Raw genomic sequence first — 13,342 nt, forward strand, 5'->3', positions numbered from 1 at the left:
GCGAAAGTTAGATCAAACGGTCGGTACAATCAATGCCTGAACGGATATGGCTGGTCCAAGCTCTCTCCGTCATCGCCATTGATCGGGCCCAGCCCCTCATCTACTCTCGGTCTGAATATTCGACCGACTGGTCGAACTATCAAACCAGGGTCATGTGCGAGCCGCAGCCCCAGTCGCCTTGGAGGGCAAATGAGCGAAGCTTCGAACCCGGCGGCCCCGGACCAGGTCGACGTCCTGGTCGTCGGTGCGGGCGTCACCGGCATCTACCAGCTGTACAAGGCCCGCGAGGCCGGGTTCTCGGTGCGCCTCCTCGAAGCGGGCACCGGCGTGGGCGGCACCTGGTACTGGAACCGCTACCCCGGGGCGCGCTTCGACTCGGAGAGCTACACCTACGGCTACCTCTTCTCGAAGGAGCTGTGGGAGGGGTGGGAGTGGTCGGAGCGGTTCGCCGGCCAGCCCGAGATCGAGCGCTACTTCAACCACGTCGTCGACCGCTTCGACCTGCGGCGCGACATCCGCACCGGCGTCAAGGTGACCTCGGCCGTCTTCGACGAGCCCTCCGGCACCTGGACCGTCCGGGGCAGCGACGGCACCGAGGTGCGGGCCCGCTACGTCGTCGCGGCCACCGGCAACCTCTCCGTGCCGTTCATCCCGAACATCCCGGGGCGCGACGACTTCCGCGGCGCGCAGCACCACACCGCGCGCTGGCCGAAGGAGCCCATCGACTTCACCGGCAAGCGGGTGGCGCAGATCGGCACCGGCTCCAGCGGCGTGCAGATCATCTCCGCGATCGCCGACGACGTAGCACAGTTGACGGTGTATCAGAAGGACGCCGACTGGCTCACGCCGCTCAACAACGAGCCCATCACCCCTGAACAACAAGTGGAGTTGAAGGCCAACTTCGAGTCCATCCGCGAGACGCTGAACACCTCGCCGAGCGGCTTCCTGCACCAGATCGTCATGCGCTCCGGGCTCGACGACAGCCCGGAGGACCGCCAGGCGTTCTACGAGGAGCGTTGGAACGGTCCAGGCTTCACCAAGCTCACCGAGCACTACATGGACATGCTGTCGAACGAGACCGTCAACGCGGAGTGGTGCGCGTTCATGGCCGACAAGATCCGCAGCATCGTCAAGGACCCTGAGACCGCCGACAAGTTGATCCCCAAGGCCCATGGCTACGGCGGCCGCCGGCCCCCCTTCGGCACCGGCTACTACGAGACGTACAACAAGCCGAACGTCTCGCTCGTCGACATCAACACGACGCCGATCACCCGCATCACCGAGGACGGCATCGAAACCGCCGACGGTGTCGAGGAGTTCGACATCATCGTCTGGGCCACCGGCTACGACTTCGGCACCGGCGCCCTCAACCGCCTTGGTGTGCAGGGCCGTCAGGGTCTTCCGCTGAAGGAGTACTGGTCGGACGGCCCGCGCACCTACCTCGGCGTCGCCACGGCCGGCTTCCCCAACTTCTTCTTCCCCGGCGGCCCGCACGGCGCCACCGGCAACAACCCGCGCTACGCCGGCGACCAGGTGGAGATCGTCACCGACGCCATCGTCCACGCCCGCGACCACGGCTACGACGTCGTCGAGGTGACCGAGGCCGCCGAGGAGGAGTGGACGGACAGCATGAACAACAGCACGATGTCCTCCTTCCTGGAGAGCAGCTACTTCTACGGCGGCAACATCCCCGGCAAGCCGGTCAAGCAGCTCCTCAACCCGACGGGCCGGTGGGCGCTCCTGGAGGCGATCAAGGCCGTGAAGGAGAACGAGTTCCCGACGTTCGTCCTCTCCAAGGCGGAGGCCCCGGACGCCTGAACGCCCGGACGCCCGTGCCGCCCTGGACGTGGGCGGCACGGGCGTCCGGGTTCCCGCGCGCTGCTCCTACTCCGCGAAGGTGGTCACCCGCTGCCGGAAGCGCCAGACGCCGTCCTCGCGGCGCAGCACGTCGTCGTAGCGCCCGACCATCTGGACGCTCCAGCCGGAGTCGCCGCGCGCGAAGAACGCCAGGTTGCTGGTGGCCGTCGCCTCGTCCTCGGTCGCGGAGGTGACGACGGTGTTGGCGATCAGGTGCAACTGCGGTGCCTGGGGCGCGAATCCGCCGAAGCCCTGCCGGATCGCCTCGCGGCCCTCGAACTTGGCCATGCCGACTATCTCGGCGACACCGTCCGCCGTGTACAGGTCGGCGATGTCGTCGGCCCGTCCGGCGTCCAGGGCCTGGGCGTAGGCGGCGATGGCGGTCTGTACGGCCGCGGTGACGGACGCGTCGATCGTGGTGGTCATCTCACTCCAGGGTCGGGAAGGAAGGTCAAGAAGGGTGCGGGGGACGGCGGTTACGCCTGATAGGTGGTCTTCCTGCGCTGCAGCAGCCAGGTGCCGTCATGCAGGCGCAGCGTGTCGTCGTAGTGCCCGACCACGCCCACCGCCCAGCCCGCGTCGCCGCGCTGGAGGAAGACCACGTCGCTCAGGGCGCGGGCCTCGTCCTCGCCCGTGGACGTCACGACGGTGTTGGTGACCAGGTGGAGCTGCGGCCGGACCGGCTCCCAGCCCTTGAAGGCCGCGTGGATCGCGTCGCGCCCCTCGACCGGATCCATGCCCGGGATCTCCAGGACGCCGTCGGGCGCGTACTGCGCGACGACGTCGTCGGTGCGGCCGGCGTCCTGGGCCTGGGTGTGCGCGCCGAGTACGGCCCGTACGCCCGCCACGACCCACGCCTGTGTGGATTCGCTCATTCTTCGCTCCAAGGTCGGGTGTTTCGACCACTCAGTCTATTGATGAGTCGAAGATAAAGGGAGGGGTGCGCGTCGGATTCGTTGACCGATCGGTACAATCACAAATAACATGCGGGCGGCTGGTCAACGGGGACTGTCGCCGAAGGAGGCGTGATCATGACGAAGCGTTGGAAGCAGCGTCCGCCGGGCTCTACGTGGGGCGATTGGGGCGAGGACGACGAACTGGGCCGGATCAACCTGCTCACCCCCGAGAAGGTTCTGCAGGGGGTCCGTGAGGTCGAGCACGGGATCAGCTTCAGCCTGAGCCTGCCGCTCGACTATCCGGGCGGGAGCGAGCTGAACCAGCGGCGCTACCCTCCGATCCTGCGGCCCACCGAGGATCTCGAACACAAGCAGGACGTCTTCTACAACATCAGGGGGCGGGAGCACTTCTCGCCGCACCTCACGGATGTGTGGTCCGACGACGTGGTGACCCTCTGGCTCCAGTACTCGACGCAGTGGGACGCGCTCGCCCACCAGGGCCAGGAGTTCGACGCGGACGGTGACGGCGTGGCCGAGGCCGTCTACTACAACGGGTTCCGCGCCGACACCGACATCGTCGGACCGCAGGAGGACGCCAAGGGCGACGGCAGCGGCACCCTCGGCTTCGCCCGCCACCTCGGCCTGGAGCACATGGCGGAGCACGGGGTCCAGGGCCGGGGCGTCCTGGTCGACCTGGCCCACCACCTGGGCAACGCCTGGCAGCCGGTCAACCTGAAGACGCTTCAGGAGATCATGGCCGCGGACAACATCGTCGTCGAGCCCGGTGACATGCTCCTCCTGCACACCGGTTTCGACACCGCGGTGATGGCCTGGGGCAAGAACCCGGACCCCGTGGGCATCCACACCACGGCCTCCTACCTCGACGCGTTCGACCCCGCGCTCCTGGAGTGGATCGCCGAGTCGCAGATCTCCGCGCTGGTCTCGGACAACTACGCCGTCGAGGGCGTCGGCGTCGGCCCCGAGGACAACACCCCGCACTCGCTGCTCCCGATCCACAACCTCTGCCTCTTCAAACTGGGCGTCCCGCTCGGCGAGTTGTGGTACCTGGAGAAGCTGGCGGCCTGGCTGCGCGAGCACGACCGCAGCCGCTTCCTCCTCACCGCGCCCCCGCTCAACCTGCCGGGCACACAGGGAAGTCCGCTGACACCGGTCGCGACCGTCTGACGGCTGATCCACGACGGAGGGGCCCCCGGAATTCCGGGGGCCCCTCCGTCGTACGTCCCGTTCAGACCGCGGCGATCCGCCGCAGCGTCTCCGCGATCGTGTCCCGCGAGGGCAGCCACACCCGCTCCAACGAGGGCGCGTACGGCGCCGGGACCGGCGGCGGTGCCACCCGGGTGACCGGGGCGTCCAGGGTCCAGAAGCCCTCGTCGACGGCCATCGCGGCGAGTTCGGCGCCGACGCCGAAGTCCCGTACCGCCTCGTGCGCGATGACCAGGCGGTTGGTCTTGGCGAGGGACGCGAGGACGGTCTCGCGGTCCAGCGGGGAGATCGTGCGCAGGTCGATCACCTCGACGCTGATGCCCTCCCCGGCGAGCAACTCGGCTGCTGCCAGGGCGTCTTGGACCATCCGCGACCAGGAGACGAGGGTGATGTCTGTGCCCTCGCGGACGACCTTGGCCTTGCCGAGCGGGATCAGGTGGTCGGCCGGGGGCTTGGGGCCCTTGAGGCCGTACTGGAGCCGGTTCTCCACGAAGACCACCGGGTTGGGGTCCTGGATGGCGGCGCGCAACAGGCCATAGGTGTCAGCCGGGTTGGACGGCATCACCACCGTCAGGCCGGGGATGTGGGCGAGGATGGCCTCCAGGCTCTGCGAGTGCTGGCTGCCCGAGGAGCGGCCGGCGCCGAACTGGGTGCGGACGACGAGCGGCATCGAGGCCCGGCCGCCGGTCATGAAGCGGAGTTTGGCGGCCTGGTTGAGGAGCATGTCGAGGCAGACGCCGATGAAGTCCATGTACATGATCTCGACCACCGGCTTCATGCCCGCCATGGCCGCCCCCACCGCCGTACCGACGACGGCGCTCTCGCTGATCGGGGTGTCCCGCACCCGGCCGGGGAAGGCCTGCGCGAGCCCGCGGGTCAGCCCGAAGACGTTGCCGCCCGCGCCGACGTCGATCCCGGCGACGAACACCGTTGGATCGGCGGTGAGTTCATGCTCCAGGGCCAGTCGTACGGCGTCCATGGACCGGAAGATCTCGGCGTCGGCCGGCAGCGGCGCGGGCTCGGCGACGGCGAGGCGGGGCGCGGAGACGTAGTCGTGCAGGGTCTCCGGGGCGGGCTCCGGCAGGCTCCTCGCCCAGTCGATCGCCGCCTCTATCTCCTTGTCGACCTCCTCGTCCACGGCGTCGGCCGCGGCCTTGTCCAACTGCCGGCGGGCGATCAGCAGCGGGTCGCGCTCCTTGGCGGCGGCGACCTCCTCGGCGGGGCGGTAGCGCTCAGGGTCGCCCTCGTAGTGGCCGTGCCAGCGGTACGTCTCCGCCTCCAGCAGGACCGGGCCGCCGCCCGCGCGCAGCCGCGCGACGATCCCGGTCATCGTCTGCGCCACCGCCAACACGTCGTTGCCGTCCACGTGTTGGTACTCGATGCCGTATCCGGCGGCGCGCGCGGAGAGCGGGGCGCGGTGCTGCTCGGCCTCGGGCGAGAACTCGGAGTAGTGGTTGTTCTCGCAGAGGAAGACGACCGGCAGATCCCATACGGCGGCCAGGTTCACGGCCTCGTGGAACATGCCCTGGGCCACCGCCCCGTCCCCGAAGAACGCCACCACCACGTCACCGGCCGCCCGCAGTTTCGCGGCGGTGGCGACCCCGGCGGCGATCGGGAGGCCCGCGCCGACGATGCCGTTCGCGCCGTAGATCCCGAGACCGGGGTCCGCGATGTGCATCGAGCCGCCGCGGCCGTGGCAGGTGCCCGCCTCCTTGCCCATCAGCTCGGCCATCATCGACGCCGAGTCCAGGCCCTTGGCCAGGACGTGGCCGTGGCCGCGGTGGGTGGAGGTGATGCCGTCCCGCGGGCCCAGCGGCCAGCAGGCGCCGACGGCGCTCGCCTCCTGGCCGATCGACAGATGCAGGAAGCCCGGGATCTCCGTCGCCTTGTACAGGTCGGACGCCCGCTCCTCGAAGCGGCGGATGCGGCGCATCCGCCGGTACATCTCCAGGAGCCGGTCCGTCTGTGCGGAGCCGGTGCCGGTGTGATGCGATGCCTGAGTCATACGGTCCTCGCTTTAATGTACCGTTTGGTCTAGCAAACTAGAGCGACGTCCCCGGGACTGCTTCCCCCAGGCGTGCCACGATCCGGCGCCTGTGCGGCCCCGGGACAGCACGCACGTCGTCACGGCAAGGGGAGAGAAGAGATGCCACGACCGCCGGGTCATGGGCCGGGCTTCGAAGTCAGACGCCAGAAGATCATCGACACCGCCGCGTCCCTGTTCGCGCAGCAGGGCTACGCCGCGACCTCCATCAACGACCTGGGCCGCGCGGTCGGGCTCGCCAAGGGTGCCCTGTACTACTACATCGGCTCCAAGGAGAACCTGCTGATCGAGATCCAGTCGCGGGTGCTCGGCCCGCTGCTGGCCCGCGCCAAGGAGATCGCGGCCCTCGACGAGGTCCCGCTGCTGCGGCTGCGGCTGCTGTCCGAGTCGCTGCTGACGATCATCTTCCGCAGGCTCGACCACATCTGGGTCTACGAGCACGACTACCGCAGCCTCAGCGGCAAGGAACTGGAGATCGTGCTGCGGCAGCGCTCCGACTTCGAGCTGCTGATCACCGGCCTGCTCACGGAGGCCGTCGAGGAGGGGACCTTCCGTGCGGTCGAACCGCACCTGGCCACCCTCCAGTTCCTCAACCTCCACAACCACACCTACCAGTGGGTGCGGCCGGACGGCAGCTGGGACGCCGCGTTCCTGTCGGGCGAGTACTGCTCGACCCTGTTCCGCGGTTTCGCCGCGTCCGTCGGCGACCTCCCGGACGTCGAGGCGCTGGCCGCCGAGTTCAAGCGGGCCCGGCCCGAACTGCCCCTCGATCCCGAGGCGTTGTGGGAAGCGGTCGCCGTGGCGAGCTGACCGGACCCGCGGTGCGCCACCGCGCACCGCGGATCCCGCCCGCTCACGCGCCCTGGACCAGGGCCCTGGCGATGACATTGCGCTGGATCTCGTTGGTGCCCTCGCCGATCTCCAGGATCTTGGCGTCGGCGTAGAAACGGGAGATCTCCGACTCCCGTACGTACCCGTAGCCGCCGTGGATCTGCAGCGACTGGGAGGCCGCCCGGTTGGCGACCTCGGAGGCGTACAGCTTGGCCATGGCGGCCTCCGTGCTGTGCGGACGCCCCTGGTCGGCGAGCCACGCGGCGCGGTAGACCATCCAACGGGCGGCCTGGTACTCCGTGCCGATGTCGGCGATCTTGTGCGCGACCGCCTGGAAGTCCGCGAGCGGACGCCCGAACTGGTGCCGTTCCTTGGCGTGTTTGACCGCCAGCGCCAGCGCCGCCTTCGCCAGCGAGAGGCCCAGCGCCGCCACGCTGATCCGGCCGCCGTCGAGGACCGACAGGAACTGCCTGAGCCCGTTGCCCTCCTCGCCGATCAGATGGTCGTCGGAGACCCAGCAGTCGGTGAACACCAACTCCCGTGTGTCCATGGCGTGCCAGCCGAGCTTCTTCAGCTTGGCGCCGACCGTGTACCCGGGCGTGCCCGTCGGCACATAGAAGGTCGCGTACCCCTTACGGCCGTCCGCGCCCTTGCCGGTCGTGGCGAGCAGGGTGACGCCCTGGCTGATGTCGGTACCCGCGTTGGTGATGAACATCTTGGTGCCGTTGATCACCCAACCCCCGTCCGCGCGGCGGGCGGTGGTCGCGATACCGGCCGCGTCGGAGCCGGCGTCCGGCTCGGTCAGCCCGAACGCGCCGATCGCCTCGCCCTTGGCCAGCGGCGTCAGCCAGCGGTGCTTCTGCTCCTCGGTGCCGTACGCGAGCAGCGGCAGCGTGCCGATGGTCGAGTGGGCGTTCCACGAGGAGGCCACCGACTGGTCGGCGGCGCCGAGTTCCTCCATCACCGCGACATAGGTGACCGTGTCCGAGCCCGCCCCGCCGTACTCCTCCGGCACGAGCATGCCCATCAGGCCGAGTTCGCCCAGCTTGGTGAAGACCTTGGTCGGGAAGATCTCGTTCTCGGACCACCCGGCCGCGTGGGGCGTGATCTCGTTGGCCGCGAACTCGCGGACCATGTCCTGGAGAGCGAGGGTCTCCTCGGGCAGGTCGAAGTCCATGTCACAGTCCCTTCGGGGTCAGCAGCACCTTCAGGTGCTTGGCCCGGTCGGCGGCCAGGTCCTCGAAGACACCGGCTCCTCCCGAGAGCGGAAAACGGCCGGTGATCAGGGCGGAGGCGTCCAGGCGTCCGGTACTCATCAGATCGATCACACGCGGGATGTCGAAGTTGTAGCCGAGCGTGCCGACCACCGACCGCTCGTAGAACACGAGTTGGCCCATGTCGAACTCGACGCTGCCGTGTCCGACCCCGGCCAGCACGACCCGTCCGCCGCGTCGCACGATCGACACGGCCTGCCCGGCGAGCGCGGGTACGCCGGTCGCGTCGATGACGACGTCCGGGCCGATGCGGTTCGTCCGCACGAACACCTCACGCCGTACGTCCGTCTCGCGCGGGTCGAAGGCCTCGGTGACGCCGATGCCGAGGAGCATCTCACGGCGGCCGGCGAGGGGTTCGCTCACGAACAGGCCTGCGGCGCCCGCGATTTGGGCGGCGAGGACCACGGCGACGCCGATCGGGCCGCCGCCGACCACGAGGACGTTGTCGCCCGGTTTGACGCCGGCCCGGGTCACCGCGTGCAGGCCTACCGCCAACGGCTCGGCCACGGCGGCGAGTTCGTCGCTCACGTTGTCCGGGAGGCGGGTGAGGCCGGCCAGCGGGACGGTGACGCGTTCTGCGAAGGCGCCGGGGGAGGCGAGGCCGACGGAGCCGCTCTTGGGGCAGATGTGGTACTCCCCGCGCGTGCACCAGAAGCAGGTGCCGCAGCGCCAGACCGGGTCCGCCGTCACTCGGTCGCCGACCTTGACGCCGGGCAGTTCCGCTCCCAACGCGACTACTGTGCCGCTGAGTTCGTGGCCCAGGGCGAGGGGTGGTTTGGTGCCGGTGAGGGGGTGGGGGCCCTCTCGGATCATGTGAGGGCCTTCTAGGTACTCGTGCAGGTCCGTTCCGCAGACTCCGCACCACGTCACTTCTACGACGGCCTCGTGGGGCGCCGGGTCAGGGGGCTCGGCCACCTCTTCAAAACGGAGATCCTGTGCACCGTGCCAGACGAGTGCCTCCATGTTTTCCGCCCCTTTCATGTTGTGTTGTGGCTGTCCGCCGGTGGGGGCTGGTCGCGCAGTTCCCCGCGCCCCTTAGGTGTGCTGCGGCTCAGGAAGTTGCGTAGTCCCGTTGTTGCGTCCGCCGTGGCGAACACCCCTGTGAACAGGGATCGTTCGAGGGCCAGGCCTGCTGACATGCTTGCGTCCGTGCCGTGGTCGACAGCCTCTTTGATGGCTTCCAAGGCTGCCGGTGGGCCCTCGGACAGCTGGCGGGCATAGGCCAGGGCGGCCTTCAGGGCCTCGCCCGTGGGGACCACCTCGTCCACCAGGCCAAGGCGCAGTGCCTCCTCCGCCTTCACCCTGCGGCCGGTCATCAGGAGGTTCTTCGCGCGGGACGGGCCGATCAGGCGGGTCAGGCGTTGGGTGCCGCCCGAGCCCGGCATGATCCCCAACTGCACTTCCGGCTGGGCGAAGACCGCGTCCTGTGCCGCCACGCGGTAGTCGGCGGCCAGGGCCAGTTCCATGCCGCCGCCCAGGGCGTAGCCGGTGACCGCCGCGATCACCGGCATGGGCAGGCGGGCGACCTCGTCGAAGGTGCGCTGCAACGCGCGGTTCCAGCCGCGGATCTCCTCCGGGCCCATCGCGGCCAGGGCCTTGATGTCGGCGCCGGCGGCGAAGAGCCGTTCGCCGCCGTGCAGGACCACGGCCCGTACGGCGGGGGAGTCGGCCAGCCCGCGCACGCAGGTGGCCAGCTCCTCTCTCTGGAGGGAGTCAAAGGCGTTCATCGGCGGGTTGTCGAGGCGGACCGTGACGACCGGTCCGTCGGTGTCGAGCCGGATGCGTGGCACGAAGAACCCTCCTCGTCGGCTGAAGCGGCGGCACGTGCGCTCGGATGGTTGTCGTCGCGCACGCGCCGTCGTAAAGTGCGGCTCATAGGTTTTATAGACCAAGGGGTACACTAAATTATGTGAGTGGGCAACCGACCGGTCGGGATCCGGTTTGCCCCATGAGCCGTGGTCGAGCCGTGTTCAGCGCCGAACACCACAGAGCGAGAGTGAGCCGTGCACAATTTCGCGAGCATCCTCGATTACCACCTGGCGCAGCGGCCCGAGGCCGTCGCCGTCGTCCAGGGCGAGCGTTCTCTGACGGTCCGCCAACTGCACGAGCGGGTGAACCAGTTGGCGGCGGGCCTGGCCGAACTGGGCGTCGGGCGCGGCGATGTCGTAGGCCTGCTGCTCTACAACCAGCCGGAGTTCCTGGAGCTGGTGTACGCGACCAATCAGCTCGGCGCGGTCTTCCTGCCGCTCAACTACCGCCTCTCCGAAGAGGAATGGCAGTACATCCTGGGGCACGCCCAGGCCAAGGTGATCGTCACCGAGCCGGAGTTCGTGGGGGCGGTGGAGCGCAGCGCCGGGTGTCTGACGGACCTGGAGCACCGGGTCGTGATCGGCGGTGACCTGCTCGACGAGCCGTGGATCGGTTACGAGGAGCTGCTGGCCCGACACAAGGGGGAGCGGGTGGAGCCCGTGGACGTCGGGCTCGACGACCTCCAGCGGCTCATGTACACCTCCGGCACCACCTCACGGCCCAAGGGCGTCCGCATCACCTATGGAAACCTCCAGGCCAAGAACCTCGCCCACATCGTCCACTTCGGTCTGACGGCGGCGGACACCACGCTGGTCTGCGGGCCGCTCTACCACGTGGGCGGTCTGGACATGCCGGCCCTCGGGGTCCTGTACGCGGGCGGCGGTGTCGTACTCCAGCGCAGGTTCGACCCGCAGGCCGTGCTGGCGGAGATCGAGAAGCACCGTGTCACCAATGTCTGGCTGGCGCCCGCCATGGTCAACGCGGTCCTGGAGGTCCCCGGCCGCGAGGAGTACGACACCAGCTCGGTGCGGTTCATCCTCGGCGGCGGCGAGAAGACCCCCGAACCGGTGCTCCGGCGCATCATGACCGCGTTCCCCAACGCCTGGTTCGCCGACGCCTACGGCCTGACCGAGACCGTCTCCGGCGACACCTTCCTCGACCGCGAGCACGCGCTGTCCAAGCTGGGCTCGGTCGGGCGTCCCGTGCCGCACACGCGCGTGCGGATCGTCGACGACACCGGCCACGAGGTGCCCGCCGGTGAGCTCGGCGAGATCACCCTGCGCGGGCCCAAGGTCTTCGCCGGGTACTGGCGCGACGAGAAGGCCACGGCGGCGGCGATCAGGGACGGCTGGTTCCACACCGGGGACATCGGGCACGTCGACGAGGACGGCTTCCTCTTCATCGACGACCGCAAGAAGGACATGATCGTCTCCGGCGGCGAGAACATCGCCACGCCCGAGGTGGAGCGGGTGCTGTACGAGCACCCGGCCGTCCTGGAGGCCGCCGTGGTCGGGATCGACCACCCCCGCTGGGGTGAAGTCCCTCGCGCCTTCGTGGTGTTCAGGCCCGGCGAGAGCGCGGGGCCCGAGGAACTACGGGAGTTCTGCCGGGCGCGCCTGGCCAAGTTCAAGGTGCCGGCCCGCTTCGACATCGTCGACGAGCTGCCCCGCACCCCGTCCGGCAAGGTCCTCAAGCGGACCCTGCGCGACCTCCCCGCGAAGGGCTGAGCCATGACGGACGTGAACGACGTGAATGCCCAACTCCGGCTCGACGGACGGACGGTGTGGGTGACGGGCGCGGGGAAGGGGCTGGGACGCGCGATCGCCGTCGCCCTGTCCCAGGCGGGTGCCACCGTGGCGGCAACGGCCCGTACGGCGGCGGATCTTGAGAGTCTGGAGGCCGAACTCGCCGCCCACGGCGGCAAGGTGCTGGTCCTGCCCGGCTCGGTCGCCGACTCCACCGCCGTACGGACCATCGTCGGGCGTATCACCGACGACACCGGCCGACTCGACGCGGTCGTCAACTGCGCCGGTACGAGCCCCCACTTCACCCGCAGCGAGCGCGTCACCGACGAGGACTGGCAGCAGGTCATCGACGTCAACCTCCAAGGCACCTTCTACTGTTGCCGCGAGGCGGGCAAGGTGATGCTGGAGCAGCGGTCCGGCTCGATCGTCAACGTCTCCTCGGTGCACGCCCGCACCGGCTTCGAGCGGATCGCCGCCTACGCCGCCAGCAAGGGCGGGGTCGAGGCCCTCACCAAGTCCCTCGCCGTGGAATGGGCCGACCGCGGGGTCCGCGTCAACGCCCTCGCGCCCGGCTACTTCCACACCGACCTCAGCTCCGGCCTGCTGGCCAGCCGCTGGGGTGAACGCATCGTCGACAGCACGCCGTTGGGCCGCGTCGGCGACGTGGAGGAACTCGGCGGAGCCGCCGTCTTCCTCGCCTCCGAAGCGTCCCGCTTCGTCACCGGGACGACCCTCACGGTGGACGGCGGCTGGACCGCGCGGTAGCCGTATTGATCATGGGCGCGCTCACTGCTCCGGCGCGGGCCGCACGGTGAGCATCTGCAGCGCGTGTCCCACCGGGCCGTCGACGTCGTGCAGCACGGTGCTCGTCAGGCCCTGTCCGGTGGGCCCGAAGGTGACCGTCGTGTCCAACCCGGTCCAGTCGCCCACGGGTTGGCGGTGCAGGTGGACGGTCAGGTCGACGTTCGGGTAGATCCAGGCGGTCGGCGGCTGTCGTACGGCGATGCCGTTCGCGGTGTCGACGAGCGCGAGATAGGACGCGAGCGGGCTGCTGGGCTCACCGGCGACGAGGGAGTGCCGGGTGGAGACCCAGGCGGTCGTACGGCCCGGCCGGGGTGGCGCGAGCGGCCGTACGTCGACCGAGGCGATGTACCCGCCGGGCCACAGCGCGCTCATCTCCCAGGGGACCAACTCCTCGGGAGGGGTGAGCCGTTGGTCCGGGCCGCCCGCGACGGCAGCGGTGTCGATCGCGGCGAGGAACCAGGCCCGGGCCCGCACCACCGGCCGGTCGGCGACCAGCACCACCGCCTCGACCAGCTCGATCGTGCGGCCCGGGCGGACCACCTCCACCCGGATCTCGCACTCGTCCAGGGCGAGCCGGCCCAGGATGTCGTAGCTGATCCGCGACAGCAGGAGACCGCTCTCCGGCCGGGTGGCCCGCGCGCGCTCCATGGCGTGGACGACGAGCCCGCCGAGCGGGCTGAAGTGCAGCTCGTCCGGGTCCCAGGCGCCGCCCGCGTGAGCGGTGGGCTTGTAGCGGTGCTCGTCGATGCGCTCGTAGTAGCTGTCGGGGACCGGGGTTCCGGGGTTCAACGGACTTCTCTCCCAATGCTGTTCTCGCCGTGCGTGCCGTGCTCTGTTCCGGTGACCACTCTGCCACCT

At 69.5% G+C, this 13,342-nt stretch carries 12 protein-coding genes; 5 read left to right on the forward strand and 7 right to left on the reverse strand.

From position 1 onward, the window contains the following. The first annotated feature begins 189 nt into the window (after positions 1–189). Positions 190–1,818, forward strand: a complete 1,629-nt coding sequence (locus R2B38_RS34760; RefSeq protein ID WP_318019769.1) for an NAD(P)/FAD-dependent oxidoreductase — start codon at positions 190–192, stop codon at positions 1,816–1,818. Between the two features lie 66 nt (positions 1,819–1,884). Here the strand turns inward: R2B38_RS34760 and R2B38_RS34765 are convergent, their stop codons facing one another. Together R2B38_RS34765 and R2B38_RS34770 are read right to left on the reverse strand one after the other, a co-directional pair. Next, positions 1,885–2,283 carry a nuclear transport factor 2 family protein gene (locus R2B38_RS34765; protein ID WP_318019770.1) on the reverse strand — a complete coding sequence of 133 codons (399 nt, stop codon included), beginning with the start codon at positions 2,281–2,283 and terminating at the stop codon, positions 1,885–1,887. 50 nt (positions 2,284–2,333) lie between these two features. Next, positions 2,334–2,732 (reverse strand): nuclear transport factor 2 family protein, encoded by a 399-nt coding sequence (locus R2B38_RS34770; RefSeq protein WP_318019771.1) that lies wholly within the window; start codon positions 2,730–2,732, stop codon positions 2,334–2,336. Positions 2,733–2,888: 156 nt separating this feature from the next. On the opposite strand from R2B38_RS34770, the gene R2B38_RS34775 reads away from it, so the two are divergent. Beyond that, positions 2,889–3,938 carry a cyclase family protein gene (locus tag R2B38_RS34775; RefSeq protein ID WP_318019772.1) on the forward strand — a complete coding sequence of 350 codons (1,050 nt, stop codon included), beginning with the start codon at positions 2,889–2,891 and terminating at the stop codon, positions 3,936–3,938. Between the two features lie 61 nt (positions 3,939–3,999). On the opposite strand, the gene R2B38_RS34780 is transcribed toward R2B38_RS34775, so the two are convergent. Next, on the reverse strand, positions 4,000–5,982 hold the full coding sequence (locus R2B38_RS34780) for a dehydrogenase E1 component subunit alpha/beta (protein WP_318019773.1): 1,983 nt from the start codon (positions 5,980–5,982) through the stop codon (positions 4,000–4,002). Between the two features lie 141 nt (positions 5,983–6,123). Here R2B38_RS34780 and R2B38_RS34785 point away from each other — a divergent pair, with 141 nt between their 5' ends. Further along, positions 6,124–6,831, forward strand: coding sequence for a TetR/AcrR family transcriptional regulator (locus R2B38_RS34785; RefSeq protein WP_033279363.1), 708 nt, complete (start codon positions 6,124–6,126; stop codon positions 6,829–6,831). 43 nt (positions 6,832–6,874) lie between these two features. Here the strand turns inward: R2B38_RS34785 and R2B38_RS34790 are convergent, their stop codons facing one another. From R2B38_RS34790 to R2B38_RS34800, 3 genes are read right to left on the reverse strand one after another with little or no spacing between them, the layout of a single operon-like run. Further along, positions 6,875–8,029 (reverse strand): acyl-CoA dehydrogenase family protein, encoded by a 1,155-nt coding sequence (locus R2B38_RS34790; protein ID WP_318019774.1) that lies wholly within the window; start codon positions 8,027–8,029, stop codon positions 6,875–6,877. Between the two features lies 1 nt (position 8,030). Next, on the reverse strand, positions 8,031–9,107 hold the full coding sequence (locus R2B38_RS34795) for a 2,3-butanediol dehydrogenase (RefSeq protein ID WP_318019775.1): 1,077 nt from the start codon (positions 9,105–9,107) through the stop codon (positions 8,031–8,033). After that, a complete protein-coding gene (locus R2B38_RS34800; protein WP_318019776.1) occupies positions 9,104–9,916 on the reverse strand; it encodes an enoyl-CoA hydratase/isomerase family protein in 813 nt (270 codons plus the stop codon). Before R2B38_RS34800 ends, R2B38_RS34795 begins: the two co-directional genes overlap by 4 nt. 213 nt (positions 9,917–10,129) lie before the next feature. On the opposite strand from R2B38_RS34800, the gene R2B38_RS34805 reads away from it, so the two are divergent. Next, positions 10,130–11,662, forward strand: a complete 1,533-nt coding sequence (locus tag R2B38_RS34805) for a long-chain fatty acid--CoA ligase (protein WP_318019777.1) — start codon at positions 10,130–10,132, stop codon at positions 11,660–11,662. 3 nt (positions 11,663–11,665) lie between these two features. Next, positions 11,666–12,445 carry an SDR family NAD(P)-dependent oxidoreductase gene (locus R2B38_RS34810; RefSeq protein ID WP_318019778.1) on the forward strand — a complete coding sequence of 260 codons (780 nt, stop codon included), beginning with the start codon at positions 11,666–11,668 and terminating at the stop codon, positions 12,443–12,445. Between the two features lie 21 nt (positions 12,446–12,466). On the opposite strand, the gene R2B38_RS34815 is transcribed toward R2B38_RS34810, so the two are convergent. Then, on the reverse strand, positions 12,467–13,273 hold the full coding sequence (locus R2B38_RS34815) for a thioesterase family protein (RefSeq protein ID WP_318019779.1): 807 nt from the start codon (positions 13,271–13,273) through the stop codon (positions 12,467–12,469). Between the last annotated feature and the right edge of the window lie 69 nt (positions 13,274–13,342).

Source organism: Streptomyces sp. N50, from assembly GCF_033335955.1.
In the GTDB taxonomy this organism is placed as follows: Bacteria; Actinomycetota; Actinomycetes; order Streptomycetales; family Streptomycetaceae; genus Streptomyces.

Excerpts from the sequence above, each read along its gene's own strand:
- R2B38_RS34775 (WP_318019772.1), top strand. The coding sequence starts at position 2,889 with ATGACGAAGCGTTGGAAGCAGCGTCCGCCGGGCTCTACGTGGGGCGAT.
- R2B38_RS34810 (WP_318019778.1), top strand. The coding sequence starts at position 11,666 with ATGACGGACGTGAACGACGTGAATGCCCAACTCCGGCTCGACGGACGG.
- R2B38_RS34795 (WP_318019775.1), bottom strand. The coding sequence starts at position 9,107 with ATGAAAGGGGCGGAAAACATGGAGGCACTCGTCTGGCACGGTGCACAG.
- R2B38_RS34785 (WP_033279363.1), top strand. The coding sequence starts at position 6,124 with ATGCCACGACCGCCGGGTCATGGGCCGGGCTTCGAAGTCAGACGCCAG.
- R2B38_RS34780 (WP_318019773.1), bottom strand. The coding sequence starts at position 5,982 with ATGACTCAGGCATCGCATCACACCGGCACCGGCTCCGCACAGACGGAC.
- R2B38_RS34765 (WP_318019770.1), bottom strand. The coding sequence starts at position 2,283 with ATGACCACCACGATCGACGCGTCCGTCACCGCGGCCGTACAGACCGCC.
- R2B38_RS34770 (WP_318019771.1), bottom strand. The coding sequence starts at position 2,732 with ATGAGCGAATCCACACAGGCGTGGGTCGTGGCGGGCGTACGGGCCGTA.
- R2B38_RS34790 (WP_318019774.1), bottom strand. The coding sequence starts at position 8,029 with ATGGACTTCGACCTGCCCGAGGAGACCCTCGCTCTCCAGGACATGGTC.
- R2B38_RS34760 (WP_318019769.1), top strand. The coding sequence starts at position 190 with ATGAGCGAAGCTTCGAACCCGGCGGCCCCGGACCAGGTCGACGTCCTG.